Annotated in this window: 16 protein-coding genes; 9 read left to right on the top strand and 7 right to left on the bottom strand. The window is 67.1% G+C overall.

What is annotated here, in order from left to right; genetic code table 11:
* Window positions 1-150: 150 nt before the first annotated feature.
* The 3 genes from mctP to QZM35_RS35265 form a co-directional block, all read right to left on the bottom strand.
* Complete coding sequence (gene mctP / locus QZM35_RS35275; protein WP_089426038.1) at window positions 151-1,701, bottom strand: monocarboxylate uptake permease MctP; 1,551 nt, start codon at window positions 1,699-1,701, stop codon at window positions 151-153.
* A complete protein-coding gene (locus QZM35_RS35270; protein ID WP_011352801.1) occupies window positions 1,698-1,940 on the bottom strand; it encodes a DUF3311 domain-containing protein in 243 nt (80 codons plus the stop codon). Before QZM35_RS35270 ends, mctP begins: the two co-directional genes overlap by 4 nt.
* 197 nt (window positions 1,941-2,137) lie before the next feature.
* Window positions 2,138-3,055 (bottom strand): spermidine synthase, encoded by a 918-nt coding sequence (locus QZM35_RS35265; protein ID WP_174976239.1) that lies wholly within the window; start codon window positions 3,053-3,055, stop codon window positions 2,138-2,140.
* 169 nt (window positions 3,056-3,224) lie between these two features.
* Here QZM35_RS35265 and QZM35_RS35260 point away from each other — a divergent pair, with 169 nt between their 5' ends.
* Genes QZM35_RS35260 through QZM35_RS35250 form a run of 3 tightly spaced genes read left to right on the top strand, consistent with a single transcriptional unit; the run spans window position 3,225 to window position 4,076 of the window.
* Window positions 3,225-3,503 carry a YlcI/YnfO family protein gene (locus QZM35_RS35260; protein ID WP_301777644.1) on the top strand — a complete coding sequence of 93 codons (279 nt, stop codon included), beginning with the start codon at window positions 3,225-3,227 and terminating at the stop codon, window positions 3,501-3,503.
* Window positions 3,500-3,808 carry a type II toxin-antitoxin system RelE/ParE family toxin gene (locus tag QZM35_RS35255; protein ID WP_089426040.1) on the top strand — a complete coding sequence of 103 codons (309 nt, stop codon included), beginning with the start codon at window positions 3,500-3,502 and terminating at the stop codon, window positions 3,806-3,808. Before QZM35_RS35260 ends, QZM35_RS35255 begins: the two co-directional genes overlap by 4 nt.
* Window positions 3,809-3,821: 13 nt before the next feature.
* Entirely contained in the window at window positions 3,822-4,076 is a 255-nt protein-coding gene (locus QZM35_RS35250; protein WP_174976241.1) for a hypothetical protein, read from the top strand.
* A 19-nt stretch (window positions 4,077-4,095) separates the two neighbouring features.
* On the opposite strand, the gene QZM35_RS35245 is transcribed toward QZM35_RS35250, so the two are convergent.
* The 4 genes from QZM35_RS35245 to QZM35_RS35230 form a co-directional block, all read right to left on the bottom strand.
* The gene (locus tag QZM35_RS35245; RefSeq protein ID WP_089431546.1) at window positions 4,096-4,572 is read right to left on the bottom strand and encodes a DNA-deoxyinosine glycosylase; all 477 of its coding nucleotides are present in this window, start codon (window positions 4,570-4,572) and stop codon (window positions 4,096-4,098) included.
* Complete coding sequence (locus QZM35_RS35240) at window positions 4,572-5,168, bottom strand: chorismate lyase (RefSeq protein WP_089426045.1); 597 nt, start codon at window positions 5,166-5,168, stop codon at window positions 4,572-4,574. Before QZM35_RS35240 ends, QZM35_RS35245 begins: the two co-directional genes overlap by 1 nt.
* Before the next feature lie 8 nt (window positions 5,169-5,176).
* Window positions 5,177-7,075, bottom strand: a complete 1,899-nt coding sequence (htpG, locus tag QZM35_RS35235) for a molecular chaperone HtpG (protein WP_089426046.1) — start codon at window positions 7,073-7,075, stop codon at window positions 5,177-5,179.
* 158 nt (window positions 7,076-7,233) lie between these two features.
* On the bottom strand, window positions 7,234-8,694 hold the full coding sequence (locus QZM35_RS35230) for a PLP-dependent aminotransferase family protein (RefSeq protein WP_089426047.1): 1,461 nt from the start codon (window positions 8,692-8,694) through the stop codon (window positions 7,234-7,236).
* A 230-nt stretch (window positions 8,695-8,924) separates the two neighbouring features.
* Between QZM35_RS35230 and QZM35_RS35225 the strand changes: the two genes are divergently transcribed.
* From QZM35_RS35225 to QZM35_RS35200, 6 genes are all read left to right on the top strand, one after another.
* On the top strand, window positions 8,925-9,617 hold the full coding sequence (locus tag QZM35_RS35225) for a VOC family protein (RefSeq protein ID WP_089426048.1): 693 nt from the start codon (window positions 8,925-8,927) through the stop codon (window positions 9,615-9,617).
* A 57-nt stretch (window positions 9,618-9,674) separates the two neighbouring features.
* The gene (locus QZM35_RS35220; RefSeq protein WP_089426049.1) at window positions 9,675-10,583 is read left to right on the top strand and encodes a DMT family transporter; all 909 of its coding nucleotides are present in this window, start codon (window positions 9,675-9,677) and stop codon (window positions 10,581-10,583) included.
* A gap of 151 nt (window positions 10,584-10,734) precedes the next feature.
* Window positions 10,735-11,916, top strand: coding sequence for a PLP-dependent aminotransferase family protein (locus QZM35_RS35215; RefSeq protein WP_047852437.1), 1,182 nt, complete (start codon window positions 10,735-10,737; stop codon window positions 11,914-11,916).
* A gap of 42 nt (window positions 11,917-11,958) precedes the next feature.
* Window positions 11,959-12,417 carry a RidA family protein gene (locus tag QZM35_RS35210; protein WP_011352811.1) on the top strand — a complete coding sequence of 153 codons (459 nt, stop codon included), beginning with the start codon at window positions 11,959-11,961 and terminating at the stop codon, window positions 12,415-12,417.
* A gap of 13 nt (window positions 12,418-12,430) precedes the next feature.
* Window positions 12,431-13,312 (top strand): PhzF family phenazine biosynthesis protein, encoded by an 882-nt coding sequence (locus QZM35_RS35205; RefSeq protein ID WP_089426051.1) that lies wholly within the window; start codon window positions 12,431-12,433, stop codon window positions 13,310-13,312.
* A 219-nt stretch (window positions 13,313-13,531) separates the two neighbouring features.
* Window positions 13,532-15,871 (top strand): EAL domain-containing protein, encoded by a 2,340-nt coding sequence (locus QZM35_RS35200; RefSeq protein ID WP_089426052.1) that lies wholly within the window; start codon window positions 13,532-13,534, stop codon window positions 15,869-15,871.
* The last annotated feature ends 141 nt before the right edge of the window (window positions 15,872-16,012 follow it).

Below are 16,012 nucleotides of genomic sequence, written 5' to 3'. Positions count from 1 at the left end.
CCGGACTCGTACTCCTCTGCAATGGATACCTTGAACTGCTCCGTGTACTTGCTCATGAAAAACACCCCAAAGGTTGGATCGATGTCCAACTTTTGGGGTGCAGTTCATAGGCCGGTCGGGCTTTTTCATTGCGTGGCCGTGCAGGCGGCGTCAGCCTTCCACCACGTCGAGATAGTCCTCCGGCCGCGTGCGATCCTCCGCGTGCGCCATGCCCATCACGCGCACCAGCACGCTCACCACCACCGCCACCACCAGGTTCACGATCAGCGACCACACGGCTGCATAGCCGGGAATCGCGAGACCGAACAGGTGGATCGTGAAGATCGATCCGGCCAGCTTCAGCGAGATCGCCATCCACGTGCCGCACACGATGCCGGCCGCCCAGCCGGCCAGCAGGCCGCGATGGTCGAGCACGCGCGTGTACAGGCCGAGCACGATCGCCGGCAGCGTCTGGATGATCCAGATCCCGCCGAGCAGCTGCAGCTGGATCGCGTAGGTCAGCGGCAGCCCGAGGATGAACGCGACGGCGCCGACCTTCACGATCAGCGACACGAGCTTCGCGACATGCGTTTCCTGCTCGTGCGACATGTTGCGGTTCACGAACTCGCGGTGAATGTTGCGCGTGTACAGGTTCGCGGCCGCGATCGACATGATCGCCGCCGGCACCAGCGCGCCGATGCCGATCGCCGCGAACGCGACGCCGACGAACCACGACGGGAAATACTGGAGGAACAGCGCGGGCACCGCGAAGTTCGGGCCGAAGGCCTTGAAGTACGGCGCGTACTGCGGCATGTCCTTCACGCCCGATGCGAGCGCCATGTAGCCGAGCAGCGCGAGCAGGCCGAGCACGAACGAATACGCGGGCAGCATCGCCATGTTGCGACGGATCGAGTTGCCGGACGACGACGACAGGATCGCCGTCACCGAGTGCGGATACAGGAACAGCGCGAGCGCCGAGCCGATCGCGAGCGTCGCGTACGCGCTGTAGCCGTTCAGGCTCATCGCGTCGGGCGCCTTCAGCAGCAGCTTCGCAGGCGGCACGCTCGCGAAGATGTGCCCGAAGCCGCCGAGCTTCGCCGGGATCACGATGACCGCCGCGGCGATCGTGATGTAGATCAGGATGTCCTTGACGATCGCGATCATCGCCGGCGCGCGCAAGCCCGACGTGTACGTGTACGCGGCGAGGATCGCGAACGCGATGATCAGCGGCAGGTCGCCGACGAAGCCGGTCGTGTCGAAGCCGAGCGCGCCGATCACCACCTCGATGCCGACGAGCTGCAGCGCGATGTACGGCATCGTCGCGACGATGCCCGTCACCGCGATCGCGAGCGCGAGCATCCGGCTGCCGTAGCGCGCGTTGACGAAGTCGGCGGACGTCACGTAGCCGTGCCGCTTCGCGATGCTCCACAGCTTAGGAAACACGACGAATGCGAACGGGTAGATCAGGATCGTGTACGGCAGCGCGAAGAAGCCCATCGCGCCGGCGCCGAACACGAGCGCGGGCACCGCGACGAACGTGTAGGCCGTGTAGAGGTCGCCGCCGAGCAGGAACCACGTGACGATCGTGCCGAAGCGGCGGCCGCCGAGGCCCCATTCGTCGAGATGGGCGAGATCGCCGCGCCGCCAGTTCGCGGCCAGGAAACCGATGATCGTGACACCGATGAACAGCAGCACGAAGACGAAGGTTGCGCCGAGATTCATCGTGCACCTCCCTGCGGGCCGCTCGCCTTCCACGCGTTCTTGGTCTTGAAGTACACGAACGCGGTGATCACCGCGCTAATGAAGACCCAAAGCAGCTGGTACCAGTAGAAAAACGGAAAACCCAACCATTGCGGTTCGATCTTGCTGTACGACGGTACCCAGACCATCGCGATCAGCGGCAGTACCAGCAGCCAGAGCCAGCGCTTGGCGGCCCGGTTGGCGTCGGCATCGTGAGCCATGACGTCTCCTCATCTTTCCCGGTTATCGATCTTGTTGAGCGGGTACGGCGCCGAGAGGAGCGCAAAACGGGTAGGCTGCGGCTCCCCTGGCTTCGCGCCAGTATAGGAGCCGCTAGCACGCGGTCAAGCGGGGGCGAACCCGAGTGATCCGCCCCTTGTCGCGTGGTTGCACCGGCATGCCGCCGGTGCATGAAGCGTCAGATCGCGAACGCGGTGTCGCGTGCGCCGGTCGTTTCTTTCAAAGCTTTCACCCACTTGCGCGCGGGCAGCTTCAGCGTGTCCTCGATCAGCTTCGCGCGTTCGTCGAGCTGCGCGAACGACACGTCGAGCGCGGGGCCCGAGAACGCGATCGCGATCCGGTTGCCGTCATGCACTTCCGGCAGCGCGATCACGCGGTGATCGAACGCCGCGTTCAGGTGCTTCATGTTGCGCACGAAGCTCGGATGATCGCCGAACAGGTTGATCGTCGCGATGCCCGCGTCGGCGAGGCAGCCGCGCACCGCGCGGTAGAACGCGACGCTGTCGAGCACGGGGCCGCGCGCGGTCGCGTCGTACAGGTCGATCTGGATCGCGCCCGTCGTGCCGCGGTTGGCCGGATCGTTGACGAAATCCCAGGCGTCGGCTTCATGCACGGCGAGACGTGCATCGTCGGGCGGCAGCGCGAACATCGTGCGCGCGGCGACGATCACGGCCGGGTTCAGCTCGACGGCCTCGACCTTCGCGTGCGACAGGAAGCGGTGCGAGAACTTGGTCAGCGCGCCGGTGCCGAGCCCGAGCTGGACGATCCGCGCGGGCGTTTCGAGGAACAGCAGCCACGCCATCATCTGCTGTGCGTATTCGAGCTCGATATGCAGCGGCTTCGAGATCCGCATCGCGCCCTGCACCCATTCGGTACCGAAGTGCAGGAAGCGCACGCCGCCCTCTTCCGAGAACGTGACGGGCGCGAAGCGCGGCTTGCGCGGGGCTTCGAGCACGGGCACGTCGTCGTGCTCGTCGATGTCCGGGCGGCGCTTCAATCGCGGCGGCTGGAGTTTTTCGGAGCCGTTGTACGCGGACGGCTTGCTGCGCTTGGACGCGCGCGCCTCGGCGGACGCGCGCTTGATCAGTCGGGTCATGTGTGAATCTCGCTGGGTGAAGCTGGTTTTAGCGGACGAGAGGATAGCATTGGCGGAGGGCTGGAGCCGCCGACGATAGACGCTGGCGATACTCGGCCGATCAGCCGACTTGCAGCCACCGGCAACGTGGACGATAATGCATCGCAATTGCGATGCATTGAGGCCAATGATGAAAACTGCCACTTTTCCGTCGGTTCGGGTCGAACCGGAACTGCGCGACGCCGCCGAAGATGTCCTTCAGGAAGGCGAAACGCTGTCGAGTTTCGTCGAGCAATCGATCCGCGAAGGCATCGAACGCCGCCGTCTCCACAGTGAATTTATTGCACGCGGCCTTGCGTCACGGGACGAGGCCCGCCGTACTGGCGAATATGTATCGTCGTCCGAGGTTCTCGAGCGGCTGGGTCAGCGGCTCGATTCACTCCGTGACAGGAAGCGTCAGGCTCAATGACGTATACGGTCCGCTTTACGCTTGCGGCAACCGATGATCTGGACCGACTCTATGCGTTCGTCGTCGATCGGGACGAGGCCGATGTCGACGTGGCCGAGCGCGCGCTGGCGGCCATTGCTTCGGGCATCGCTACGCTCGAATCCTCCCCGTTCACGTGCCGTAAAGTCCATCCGTCGATGCCGTTTCTGCGGGAGTTGATCATCCCGTTCGGTGCGTCCGGCTATGTTGCATTGTTCGAAATCGACGACAGCCATACGGTGACGATCCTTGCCGTGCGTCACCAGCGGGAAAGCGACTACCACTGACGACGAGGGTCTCATGAACTCGACCGACAAGAAGATCTGGTTTCCGGCGAAACGCTACGGCTGGGGATGGGGGTTGCCGGTCGCGTGGCAAGGCTGGGTCGTCCTGCTGCTCTTCGTGATCGGGATCGTCGTGGTTGCGACGCACGTGCCGCCCGCCCAGTCACCGCTGGCGTTCGCGGCTTGCATCGTGGTGCTGGTGGCCGCGCTCACGATCGTGTGCTGGCTGAAAGGCGAAAAACCGAAATGGCGCTGGGGCAAGGACGAATAAGCGACGATCCGTCCATTCGTCAGGCACGAATCCCGTGCCACTGCGCAAGCTTCTGCTCGAACGTCAGCATCGCATTCGCCGGGCTCGACGAAGGCAGCACGAGCGTGTCGTACCCCGCCGCGCCGATCACCTCCGCAAACCGCCCCGCCGTCTTGCCGTTGAAACACACGCGCTTGAGCAACGGCGCATGCTCGCGCAACGACGCGAAATCGTTCGGCTTCGCATGCCGGATCGCCGAATCGAGGCTGCCCTCGCGATGGCACGCGGCCAAGACATCCCAGATTCCGATCCCGTGCGACAGCACACGCTCGAGCCGCGCGTCGTACGCGAACTCGTGCAGCCCGTGCTCGCCGAGCACCGTGCCAAGCAGCCTCCAGAACTGGTTGCGCGGATGCGCGTAATACTGCGCGGCATCGAGCGACGCCTCGCCCGGAAAACTGCCGAGGATCATCGTGTGCGTATTCGCCGCGACGACCGGCGGAAAACCCCGCAACATCACGCGCCTCCGTCCGGCCCGCCCGAGCGCGGCCCGTCGCCGTGCGCATCGAGATGGCGCCACAGCGCCGGCAGCATGCACTCGGTGACCATCAACGGCTTGCCGTGACGCTGGAACACCGAGCGCCGCGCGGCGAACGAATGCGGCGCACGCGCCGCGCCAAGCGCGTGGCTCGCCAGCGCATACAGCGGATGGCCGGCGATCACGCGCCGGCTGACGAGCGCCGAACGCTCGACCTGCGGATCGCTGTACAGCAGCTCCGCCAGCGGACGCGTGCGCAGCCGCCGCATCGCCTGCCACACGCCCTTGCTGGCCGCGAGCGGCGCGATGCTGTGCGCGGCGACGAACGGCGTGCCGTCGACCGACAGGATCACCTCGCGCACCCACATCGGCGCGCGCGGCGCACTGGCGAGCGCGTCCGGCTCGTCGAACCACGGGCAGTCGACGGCCTCGCGCGTCACGCGCACGTTCACGCGGCCGAGCCGCGCGAGGTGCGCGGTCAGCGATCCGCCGCGCGTCAGCCAGTCACGCTGATCGAGCGTGCAGCCAGGCCGAGGCGTCTCGCGCCAGCCGGCCTGACCGCCGTCGAATCGCATGCGTGCGTTCACGCGGCGCGCGACAGCAGCAGCGCGTTGGTCCGCTTCACGAAGCTTGCCGGATCGTCGAGCATGCCGCCTTCGGCGAGCAGCGCCTGATCGAACAACAGATGGCACCAGTCGCCGAAATCGGCGCTGTCGGCGTTCAGCTGCTTCACGAGCGCGTGCTCCGGGTTGATCTCGAGGATCGGCTGCATCGCCGGCGCGTTCTGGCCGGCCGCCTTCAGCATGCGCTGCAGGTAGCCGCTCATGTCGTTGTCGTCCGCGACGAGGCACGACGGCGAATCGGTCAGGCGGAACGTGACGCGCACTTCCTTCACCTTGTCGCCGAGCGCTTCCTTCATCTTCTCGACGACCGGCTTGATCGCCTCGCCCGCCTGCTCCTGTGCCTTCTTCTCCTCGTCGTTCAGCTCGCCGAGGTCGAGGTCGCCGCGTGCCACGCTCGCGAGCGGCTTGCCGTCGAATTCGTGCAGGAACGACAGCATCCATTCGTCGACGCGGTCGGTCAGCAGCAGCACCTCGACGCCCTTCTTGCGGAACACTTCCAGATGCGGGCTGTTCTTCGCGGCCTGCCACGTATCGGCGGTCACGTAGTAGATCTTGCTCTGCTCGGGCTTCATGCGCGACACGTAGTCGGCGAGCGACACGTCCTGCGCGTCGGTGTCGCCGTGCGTCGACGCGAAGCGCAGCAGCTTCGCGATGCGCTCGCGGTTCGCGTGATCCTCGCCGAGGCCTTCCTTCAGCACCTGGCCGAACGCGCCCCAGAACGTCTTGTACTTCTCCTTGCCGGCATCCTCTTCCGCGTTCGCGAGCTCTTCGAGCATCGACAGCGCGCGCTTCGTCACGCCTTCGCGGATCGCCTTCACGTCGCGGCTTTCCTGCAGGATTTCACGCGACACGTTCAGCGGCAGGTCGGCCGAATCGACGACGCCCTTCACGAAACGCAGGTATTGCGGCAACAGCTGCTCGGCGTCGTCCATGATGAACACGCGCTTCACGTACAGCTTCAGGCCGCCGCGATAGTCGCGGTTCCACAGGTCGAACGGTGCGTGCGACGGCACGAACAGCAGTTGCGTGTATTCGCTGCGGCCCTCGACGCGGTTATGCGTCCACGTGAGCGGATCCTGGTGGTCGTGCGCGATGTGCTGGTAGAACTGCGTGTACTGCTCGTCGGTGACGTCGCTCTTCGACCGCGTCCACAGCGCGCTCGCCTGGTTGACGGTCTCGTCCTCGTCCTTCAGGACCATCTCGCCCTTCTCCTGATCCCATTCTTCCTTCTGCATCAGGATCGGCAGCGCGATGTGGTCGGAATACTTCTGGATGATCGACTTCAGGCGGTGCGACGACAGCAGGTCGTCCTCGCCTTCGCGCAGGTGCAGCGTGATCGTCGTGCCGCGCTGCGCGCGCTCGATCGCGTCGATCGTGAAATCGCCCTCGCCCGCGCTTTCCCAGCGCACGGCTTCGCTCGCCGGCAGGCCCGCGCGACGCGTTTCAACCGTGATCTTGTCGGCGACGATGAAGCCCGAGTAGAAACCGACGCCGAACTGGCCGATCAGCGCCGCATCCTTCTGCTGGTCGCCCGACAGCTTCGTGAAGAACTCCTTGGTGCCCGAACGCGCGATCGTGCCGAGGTTCGCGATCGCTTCGTCGCGGCTCATGCCGATGCCGTTGTCGTCGATCGTGATCGTGCGCGCGGCCTTGTCGTAGCCGATGCGGATGCGCAGGTTCGGATCGTTCTCGTACAGCGCGTTGTCCGCGAGCCCTTCGAAACGCAGCTTGTCGGCCGCGTCGGACGCGTTCGACACCAGTTCGCGCAGGAAGATTTCCTTGTTGCTGTAGAGCGAATGGATCATCAGGTGGAGGAGTTGCTTGACCTCTGCCTGAAAGCTCATCGTTTCATGTGCCATGGATGCTGTTTCCTCTTACTTGAACTTGAATAGGGTGCCGCGAGCGCCCGGCGCGCGACGCCGGCCGGCCCGTGAAAGGCGACCGCCTGGCGCTAGCGGTTTGCGCGCGTATCTGGAGGCGGCACGCCCGATTTCAAGGGCGGGCGTGCCGCGCCGCTTCACGATGCGCGGCGCACGGCCGAATCGATGTAGCGCGACAGCAGCGCCGGCAGCGCGGGATCGCCGCAGTTCGCGACGTTGAAGCGCATCCACGTGGACGGCGATTGCTGCGGCGAGAACAGGCTGCCCGGCGTCAGCAAAAAGCCGGCCTCGTGCGCGACCGCCGCGAGCGCGTCCGAATCGACACCCGTGTCGGCCCACAGGAACATTCCGGCCGCCGGCATCGTGAAAAGGCCGAGCCCCGTGCGCTCGAGCATCCGCGCGGTCTTGTCGCGCACGCCGTCGAGCCGCGCGCGCAGCCGCTCGACGTGACGCCGGTAATGCCCTTCGGTCAGGATCTTGTAAAGCACGCGCTCGTTGAGCTCGGGCGTCGTCATCCCCACCAGCATCTTCTGGTCGGTGACCGCCTTCGCGATCTCCGGCGCGCACGCGACATAGCCGACCCGCAGGTTCGCCGCGAGCGTCTTCGAATAGCTGCCGAGGTAGATCACGCGCTTCAACTGGTCGAGGCTCGCGAGGCGCGTGGCCGGATAGCTCGGCGGGCACAGGTCGCCGTACACGTCGTCCTCGACGACGAGGAAGTCGTACGCCTCCGCGAGCTTCAGGATCCGGAACGCCTGCGCGGCCGACAGCGACGTGCCGGTCGGGTTCTGCAGCACCGAGTTGATCACGAGCATCTTCGGTCGCCACATCTGCACGAGCGTTTCGAGCGCGTCGAGATCGGGGCCGTCCGGCGTGTACGGCATCCCGACGAGCTGCGCGCCCTGCGCCGCGAAGCGCCCGAACATCTGGAACCAGGCCGGATCGCCGACGATCACCGCATCGCCGGGCTTCACGTAGATCCGCGCGATCAGGTCGATCGCCTGCGTGATCCCCGACACCAGCACGATCTGTTCGGGCTTCGCGCCGATCTCCACTTCGGCGAGGCGCGTCTGCAGTTGCTGGCGCAGCGGCAGGAAGCCCTGCGCGGTGCCGAAGCCGAGCATCTGCGCGCCGGACTGGCGCCCGAGCGCGCGCAGCGCGCCGGTGATCAGTTCGCCGTCGAGCCAGCGGCCCGGCAGATAGCCGAGACCCGGCCCCTTTTCCGGGCTGACGGTGTGCAGCATGTTGCGCAGCAGCCAGACGACGTCGATCGTGTTGTGCACCGGCGCGGCCTCGGCCACGCGTGCGACGCCGTCGGCCGGCTGCGGGCCGGCGGCCGTGCGCTCGCGCACGTAGAAGCCCGAGCCGCGCCGCGAGTCGAGGTAACCCTGGGCGACGAGGCGCTCGTACGCCTCGACGACGGTGAAGCGCGACACGCTCTTGTCGAGCGCGAGCTTGCGGATCGACGGCATCCGCATGCCGGGCCGGAACACGCGTTCGTCGATGCGCCGTCGCGCCCACTGGACAAGCTGGTCGACGAGCGTGAGCGTGGCCGTGTCGTGCGGCACGGGAATCTGGGCGAGTGGGACGGTGGACATGGGCGGCAGCTCCAACTGTACCGAAGGCTATCGCGCCGATTGTACCGTTACTGTGCCGGTAGCGACGATTACAGTTGACCGGAATGGCGGCCGTGCGGCCACCGTTCCGGCCCCGCCGCACCTGGCACCGCGCCCACCGGCCCGCATCGCGTCCGGTACGCCGGCCGGTCCGGCCACCGCCCGGCGCATCGCCTGCCCACCATGACACTTTCGCTTCCCGACCGACGTTCATGCCAGCCCGCTCCCTGACACTCGACCATCTCGTGATCGCCGCGCGCACGCTCGACGAAGGCGTCCGCCACGTCGCCGACGCGCTCGGCATCGAACCGGCCGGCGGCGGCCGCCACCCGCTGATGCGGACCCACAATGCGCTGTTCGGCGTATGGGGCGGGCTCTACCTCGAAGTGATCGCGATCGATCCCGATGCGCCTGCGCCGAACGCCGGCGCCGAGCCGCCGCGCGCGCGGCTGTTCGGGCTCGACGATCCGGCCATGCACGCGCGGCTTGCGCAAGGCCCGTTTCTCGCGCACTGGGTCGCGCGGGTCGACCGTCCGCGCCAGCTCGCGCTGTGGCAGAGCCAGTACCCGGCGCGCATCCCGCCGGTCGTCGCGATGCGGCGCGGCGACCTGAGCTGGGGCCTCACCGTGCCCGACGACGGCACGTTCCCCGCGTGGCAAGGCGCGGGCGACGGCCTCCTGCCGTCGCTGATCCAGTGGGACAGTGCGCGCCACCCGGCCGAATCGCTGCCGGGCGACGGCGTCGCGCTGAAAGCGCTCAAGGGCGCCCACCCGCGCGCCGACGCACTCCGCGAGCAGCTCGACTGGCTCGGCGCCGCCCACCTGCTCGACCTCGACGCCGCCGACGGCCCACCCGCGCTGGTCGCCGAATTCGACACGCCGCAGGGCGCACGCACGCTGCGCTGAACACCCTGCCGCCTCGCTGAACTACACCCATACCGGCAACACGGAGACACCCACTTCATGAATTCGCGCGAAACCCGGGGCATGCTGCTCGGCCTCATCGGCGTGATGATCTTCAGCCTGACGCTGCCGATGACGCGCATCGTCGTCGCCGAACTCCATCCGCTGCTCAACGGGCTCGGCCGCGCGCTCGCCGCCGCGGTGCCGGCCGGCCTGCTGCTGTGGTGGCGCCGCGAGCCGCTGCCGACCCGCGCGCAGCTGAAAAGCCTCGCGATCACGTCGCTCGGCGTGATCATCGCGTACCCGGTGTTCTCCGCATGGGCGATGAAAACGGTTCCGGCGTCGCACGGTGCGGTGGTCAACGGCCTGCAGCCGCTGTTCGTCGCGCTGTACGCGGCCTGGCTGTCGCACGAGCGGCCGTCGAAGGCGTTCTGGGCCAGCGCGGTGGCCGGCAGCGCGCTCGTGATCGCGTTCGCGCTGCGCGACGGCGGCGGCACCGTGCAGGCCGGCGACGCGCTGATGCTCGTCGCGGTCGGCATCGGTGCGCTCGGTTATGCGGAAGGCGCGCGGCTCGCGCGCCAGATCGGCGGCTGGCAGGTGATCTGCTGGGCGCTCGTCGTGTCCGCGCCGTTCCTCGTGCTGCCGGTCGGCTGGCTCGCGTGGACGCAGCATGCCGCGCATCCGGGCCCGCTCGCGCTGCGCACGTGGCTCGCGTTCGGCTACGTGACCCTCTTTTCGCAATTCATCGGCTTTTTCGCGTGGTACGCGGGGCTCGCGATGGGCGGCATCGCGCGCGTCGGCCAGGTGCAACTGCTGCAGATTTTCTTCACGATCGCCTTTTCCGCGCTGCTGTTCGGCGAAACGGTGACGCCGTCGACGTGGCTGTTCGCAGCCGCGGTGATCGCCACCGTGGTGCTCGGGCGCCGCTCGGCGGTCGCCACCGCCGCGCAACCGGCTCGCGCCGGCTGAACAGCTGCGCCATAATGGACGTTTTGCCTGATCGGTTTGCCCACCCGGCCGCGAAGGCTCGATCGCGCTCGTGCCCGCCCACCCGGCGGCGTCGAAGCGATTTGCCCGAACGACCTTTCTTGACTGACCACGATATCCGAACGAGGAGACTATGAATCCGAGCGACCTGCATCCGCCGCACTGGCAGCTTTCCGAACGCGCACGCAAGCTGACGAGCTCTGCCATCCGCGAAATCCTGAAGGTCACGGAACGCCCCGAGGTCATCTCGTTCGCCGGCGGCCTGCCCGCCCCTGCCACGTTCCCGGCCGAGCGCATGCGCGCCGCCGCCGATCGCGTGCTGCGCGACGCGCCGGCCGCCGCGCTCCAGTACAGCGCGACCGAAGGCTACCTGCCGCTGCGCGAATGGATCGCCGAGCGCTACAGCGTGCGCGTGTCGCAGGTGCTGATCACGACCGGCTCGCAGCAGGCGCTCGACCTGCTCGGCAAGGCGCTCGTCGATCCGGGCAGCCCGATCCTCGTCGAAACCCCGACCTACCTCGGCGCGCTGCAGTCGTTCTCGCTGTACGAGCCGCGCTACGTGCAGGTGCCGACCGACGAGCAGGGCCTGCTGCCGGACGGCCTCACGCCCGAACTCACGCAAGGCGCGCGCCTCTTGTACGCGCAGCCGAACTTCCAGAACCCGACCGGCCGCCGCCTGCCCGTCGAGCGCCGCCGCGCGCTCGCCGCGTTCGCGCAGTCGAGCCCGTTCCCGGTGCTGGAAGACGATCCGTACGGCGCGCTGAACTATCGCGGCGAGCCGCTGCCGACGATGCTGTCGATGGCGCCCGATCACATCGTGCACCTCGGCACGTTCTCGAAGGTGCTCGCACCGGGCCTGCGGATCGGCTACATCATTGCGCCCGAGGAACTCCACTTCAAGCTCGTGCAGGCCAAGCAGGCCACCGACCTGCACACGCCGACGCTCACGCAGCGCATCGCGCACGAAGTGATCAAGGACGGCTTCCTCGACGAGCACATCCCGACGATCCGCGAGCTGTACAGCGCGCAGTGCGACGCGATGCTCGGCGCGCTCGAGCGCCACATGCCGGAAGGCGTCACGTGGAACCGCCCGGAAGGCGGGATGTTCATCTGGGTGAACCTGCCCGCGCAGATCGACAGCATGAAGCTGCTCGCCACGGCCGTCGACAACCACGTCGCGTTCGTGCCGGGCGCGCCGTTCTTCGCGGACAACGCACAGCAGAACACGCTGCGCCTGTCGTTCGTGACGGTGCCGCCCGAGAAGATCGAGGAAGGCGTCGCGCGCCTCGGCAAGCTGCTGCGCGAGCGTCTCTGATCCCCTTTTTCCTGTCACGACTCTCTACGAGGAATCGAATCCATGGCTAACGTCTACGACAAGCTGAAGTCGCTCGGCATCGAGCTCCCGACCGCCGGCGCACCGGCCGCCGCCTACGTGATGAGCGCGCAAACCGGCAACACGGTGTTCCTGTCGGGCCACATCGCGAAGAAGGACGGCAAGGTCTGGGCCGGCAAGCTCGGCGCGGATCTGCAGACGGAAGACGGCAAGGCCGCCGCCCGCTCGATCGCGATCGACCTGCTCGCGACGCTGCACGCGCACACCGGCGACCTGAACAAGGTCACGCGCATCGTCAAGCTGATGAGCCTCGTCAACTCGACGCTCGACTTCACCGAACAGCACGTCGTGACGAACGGCGCGTCGGAACTGATCGCGGAAGTGTTCGGCGACGCCGGCAAGCACGCGCGCTCGGCGTTCGGCGTCGCGCAGATCCCGCTCGGCGCGTGCGTCGAGATCGAGCTGATCGCCGAAGTTGCGTAACGAACGCAGCCCGATGCCCGGCCGTCTCGTCCGTTTCAAGCAGGTCGACGTATTCACGTCGGTACCGTTCAAGGGCAACGCGCTCGCCGTGGTGTTCGACGCCGATTCGCTCGGCGACGACGACATGCTCGCGATCGCCCGCTGGACGAACCTGTCGGAAACGACGTTCCTCTGCACGCCGACCGATCCGGAAGCCGACTACCGCGTCCGGATCTTCACGACGGAGGGCGAACTGCCGTTCGCCGGCCACCCGACGCTGGGCACTGCGCATGCGTTCCTGGAAAGCGGCGCGCGGCCGCGCACGCCGGGCCGGCTGATCCAGCAGTGCGGGGTCGGCCGGGTCGCGCTGCGCGAGCAGGCCGACGGCTGGGCGTTCGCCGCGCCGCCGGCACGCGTCACGCCGCTCGACCGCTCGGACTACGCGGCGCTGGCTGCCGCGTTGCGCAGCGACGCGCTCGATCTGGATGCCGAACCGTGCGCGGTCGACAACGGCGCGCCATGGCTGGTCGTGCGGCTGAAGTCGGCCGATGCCTGCATCGGCCTGACGCCCGATCCGGCCGCGCTGGCGGCGCTCACGCACCGCTACGGCATGGACGGCGTCGCCGTCTACGCGCCGCACGCGGAAGGCGGCCCCGCGACGTTCGAAGTCCGCTGCCTGATGACGGGCGGCAATTTCGGCTTCGGCGAGGATCCCGTCACCGGCAGCGCGAACGCCGCGCTCGCCGGGCTGCTGACGCGGCAGGAACGCCGCCCCGGCCAGTCGTATACGGCCCGCCAGGGTACGGCGATCGGCCGCGACGGCCGCATCTTCGTCAGCTATGACGAAGACGGCACCACGTGGATCGGCGGCCAGGTCGTCACCGTCGTCGACGGCACTTTCCTGTCACCCGCCTGACATTTCGCGATGTGCGATGGCGCCGGCCCGTCCGGCGCCCCCTACGATTCGCCCAACTATCGCAAAAACGTTCCAACCAGTAATATCGGGCCTAATCCGTTGTTTCGGAGGTCTGTCCATGGTTGCGTGTCCCGCGAACGAACAGACGTCGGGACAACCCCAACCAATAGTCAGCCATCCAGACGGATGGCGCACGCGAGCAGGACGCCACCCGCTTCGATGAGCTCCGCCCGGTCCAACCACACGCCGCCGCCCCGGCCGCTACGCGCGCCGCGCAAATCGCGCCGGCGTGCGCTATTTGCGATCCCGCTGCTCGGGATGCTGGCGCTCGCGCTGCTGTGGGCCGTGATCATCGCGCGTCTGTCGGTGGAAAAGGACAGTGCGTACAAGGAAGCAGCGGCTTCCGCGGCGATCCTGTCTTCCGCGCTCGAGCAGCATACGGTCAAGGCGATCCACCAGGTCGACCAGATCACCCGCTTCGTCAAGTTCGAATTCGAGAAGTCGCCCGCCCGCTTCAACCTCGCCAGCGCCGTCGAGAAAGGCGTCGTGCCGAGCGACACGCTGATCCAGGTGTCGCTCGTCAACGCGAAGGGCATCCTGTTCGCGAACACGGCCGAGCTGCATCCGCAGCCGATCAACCTGTCCGACCGCGAGCACTTCAAGGTCCACCTCGCGCACAACGACGACCGCCTGTTCATCAGCAAGCCCGTACTCGGCCGCGTGTCGAGCCACTGGACGCTGCAGATGACACGGCGCCTGAACAACCCGGACGGCAGCTTCGCGGGCATCGTCGTCGTGTCGGAAGACCCGAGCTACTTCACCAACGACTTCTACAACAACGCGGCGATCGGCAAGGAAGGCGTGATCGCGGTCGTGTCCGATACCGGCGCGGTGCTCGCGCGGCGCACGGGCTCGGTCAGCAATGCGCCCGGCGCGTTTTCCGCGTCGGGTGTTTACCCGATCGCCGAGCGCGTGACGGGCACGATCATCGATCCGATCGACGGCGTGACGCGCATCGTGTCGTACCGCCACCTCGACGGCTACCCGCTCGCGGTGATGGTCGGGCTGTCGCAAACCGAGGAATTCGCGGACTACTACCACACGCGCAACGTCTACCTGCTGATGACGAGCTTCATCACGCTCGCGATGCTCGCGTTCTTTGGCGTCGCGACGGGCCTGATCGGCAAGCTGCTCGGCCGGGAGCGCGAAATGACGCAGCTCGCCGAGTACGACCTCCTCACCGGCCTCGCGAACCGCTATGCGACGCTGCGCGGGTTGCGCAACGACGTGTCGATGCCGGCGAGCCTGTCGCGGCTCGGGCTGCTGTTCATCGATCTCGACAACTTCAAGACCGTCAACGACACGCTCGGCCACAACGCCGGCGACATCGTGCTGCAGATGACCGCGTCGCGCCTGTCCGATGCGGTCGGCGACGAAGGCTCGCTCGCGCGCATCGGCGGCGACGAATTCGTCGTGGTGATGAAGGGCGACGACGTCGAGCGGCGCGCGGTGCGGCTCGCGGAAGCGATCATCCGGATGTTCGGCGAACCGTTCGACGTGCGCGGCAGCTCGTTCGTGCTGCATGCGAGCATCGGCATCGCGCTGCACACGGTGGCAAACGAGAGCGAGATCGACCTGCTGAAGAAGGCCGATCTCGCGATGTACAGCGCGAAGGACGCCGGCAAGAACTGCTACCAGTTCTATGCGCCGCACCTGTCGCACCGCGCCGACCACCTGATGCGCTGGGAACAGCAACTGCGCGTCGCGCTCGCCGAGGGGCAGCTGTTCCTCGCGTACCAGCCGAAGATCGACCTCACGCACCGCCACATCACCGGCTTCGAAGCGCTCGCGCGCTGGGATCATCCGGAGCACGGCGTCATCTCCGCGAACGAATTCATTTCGATCGCCGAATCGACCGGCCTGATCGTGCCGATCGGCGACTTCGTGATCCGCACCGCGTGCGAGCAGATCGCGCGCTGGCGCGACGAAGGCCACGACACGCTGACGCTCGCGGTCAACATCTCGCCGGTGCAGTTCTGGCGCGGCGACCTGATCGAGACGATCTCGCAGGCGCTACAGGACACCGGCATCGACGCGAACCGGCTCGAGATCGAGATCACCGAGACCGCGATGATGGAATATCCGGAGCTCGTGTCCGAGAAGATCGTCGCGCTGAAGAAGCTCGGCATCCGCATCGCGCTCGACGATTTCGGCACCGGCTATTCGTCGCTGTCGTACCTGCACCGCTTCTCCGTCGACACGCTGAAGGTCGACCGCTCGTTCGTGCAGGCCATCCCGAACGATCGCAGCGTGTGCGTGATGGTGTCGTCGATCGTGCATCTCGCGCGCTCGCTCGGCCTGACCGTCGTCGTCGAAGGCACGGAAACCGAGGAGCAGATCACATGGCTCGCCGCGCTCGGCGAGATCGAGGCGCAAGGCTTCCTGTTCTCGCGACCGGTGCCGGCCGACGCGATTCCCGCGCTGATCGCACGCTTCGGCGTGCGCGGCGACGCGCCGAACGTGATCGCGCATCGCGCGACCGGCAGCACGGGCGCGTAAGCGCAGCGCGGCCGTGGCCTTGGTCGCTATTGCGTGCGCCGGCATTGTTTCGTTTTCCGATCCAATTGTTTAGTTCATGAACTAGCGTTTTCGCGCATGGCAGTGTCACGGTGCGCGGCGGACAATTGGGAGGGCCAACGT

This window comes from Burkholderia sp. AU45274, assembly GCF_030482505.1.
Lineage (GTDB): Bacteria > Pseudomonadota > Gammaproteobacteria > Burkholderiales > Burkholderiaceae > Burkholderia.
This window is presented reverse-complemented; position numbering and strand designations above follow the sequence as displayed.

Excerpts from the sequence above, each read along its gene's own strand:
- QZM35_RS35215 (WP_047852437.1), top strand. The coding sequence starts at position 10,735 with ATGAATCCGAGCGACCTGCATCCGCCGCACTGGCAGCTTTCCGAACGC.
- htpG (WP_089426046.1), bottom strand. The coding sequence starts at position 7,075 with ATGGCACATGAAACGATGAGCTTTCAGGCAGAGGTCAAGCAACTCCTC.
- QZM35_RS35220 (WP_089426049.1), top strand. The coding sequence starts at position 9,675 with ATGAATTCGCGCGAAACCCGGGGCATGCTGCTCGGCCTCATCGGCGTG.
- QZM35_RS35250 (WP_174976241.1), top strand. The coding sequence starts at position 3,822 with ATGAACTCGACCGACAAGAAGATCTGGTTTCCGGCGAAACGCTACGGC.
- QZM35_RS35240 (WP_089426045.1), bottom strand. The coding sequence starts at position 5,168 with ATGCGATTCGACGGCGGTCAGGCCGGCTGGCGCGAGACGCCTCGGCCT.
- QZM35_RS35265 (WP_174976239.1), bottom strand. The coding sequence starts at position 3,055 with ATGACCCGACTGATCAAGCGCGCGTCCGCCGAGGCGCGCGCGTCCAAG.
- QZM35_RS35225 (WP_089426048.1), top strand. The coding sequence starts at position 8,925 with ATGCCAGCCCGCTCCCTGACACTCGACCATCTCGTGATCGCCGCGCGC.
- QZM35_RS35260 (WP_301777644.1), top strand. The coding sequence starts at position 3,225 with ATGAAAACTGCCACTTTTCCGTCGGTTCGGGTCGAACCGGAACTGCGC.
- QZM35_RS35255 (WP_089426040.1), top strand. The coding sequence starts at position 3,500 with ATGACGTATACGGTCCGCTTTACGCTTGCGGCAACCGATGATCTGGAC.
- QZM35_RS35230 (WP_089426047.1), bottom strand. The coding sequence starts at position 8,694 with ATGTCCACCGTCCCACTCGCCCAGATTCCCGTGCCGCACGACACGGCC.
- QZM35_RS35245 (WP_089431546.1), bottom strand. The coding sequence starts at position 4,572 with ATGTTGCGGGGTTTTCCGCCGGTCGTCGCGGCGAATACGCACACGATG.
- QZM35_RS35210 (WP_011352811.1), top strand. The coding sequence starts at position 11,959 with ATGGCTAACGTCTACGACAAGCTGAAGTCGCTCGGCATCGAGCTCCCG.
- mctP (WP_089426038.1), bottom strand. The coding sequence starts at position 1,701 with ATGAATCTCGGCGCAACCTTCGTCTTCGTGCTGCTGTTCATCGGTGTC.
- QZM35_RS35200 (WP_089426052.1), top strand. The coding sequence starts at position 13,532 with ATGAGCTCCGCCCGGTCCAACCACACGCCGCCGCCCCGGCCGCTACGC.
- QZM35_RS35270 (WP_011352801.1), bottom strand. The coding sequence starts at position 1,940 with ATGGCTCACGATGCCGACGCCAACCGGGCCGCCAAGCGCTGGCTCTGG.
- QZM35_RS35205 (WP_089426051.1), top strand. The coding sequence starts at position 12,431 with ATGCCCGGCCGTCTCGTCCGTTTCAAGCAGGTCGACGTATTCACGTCG.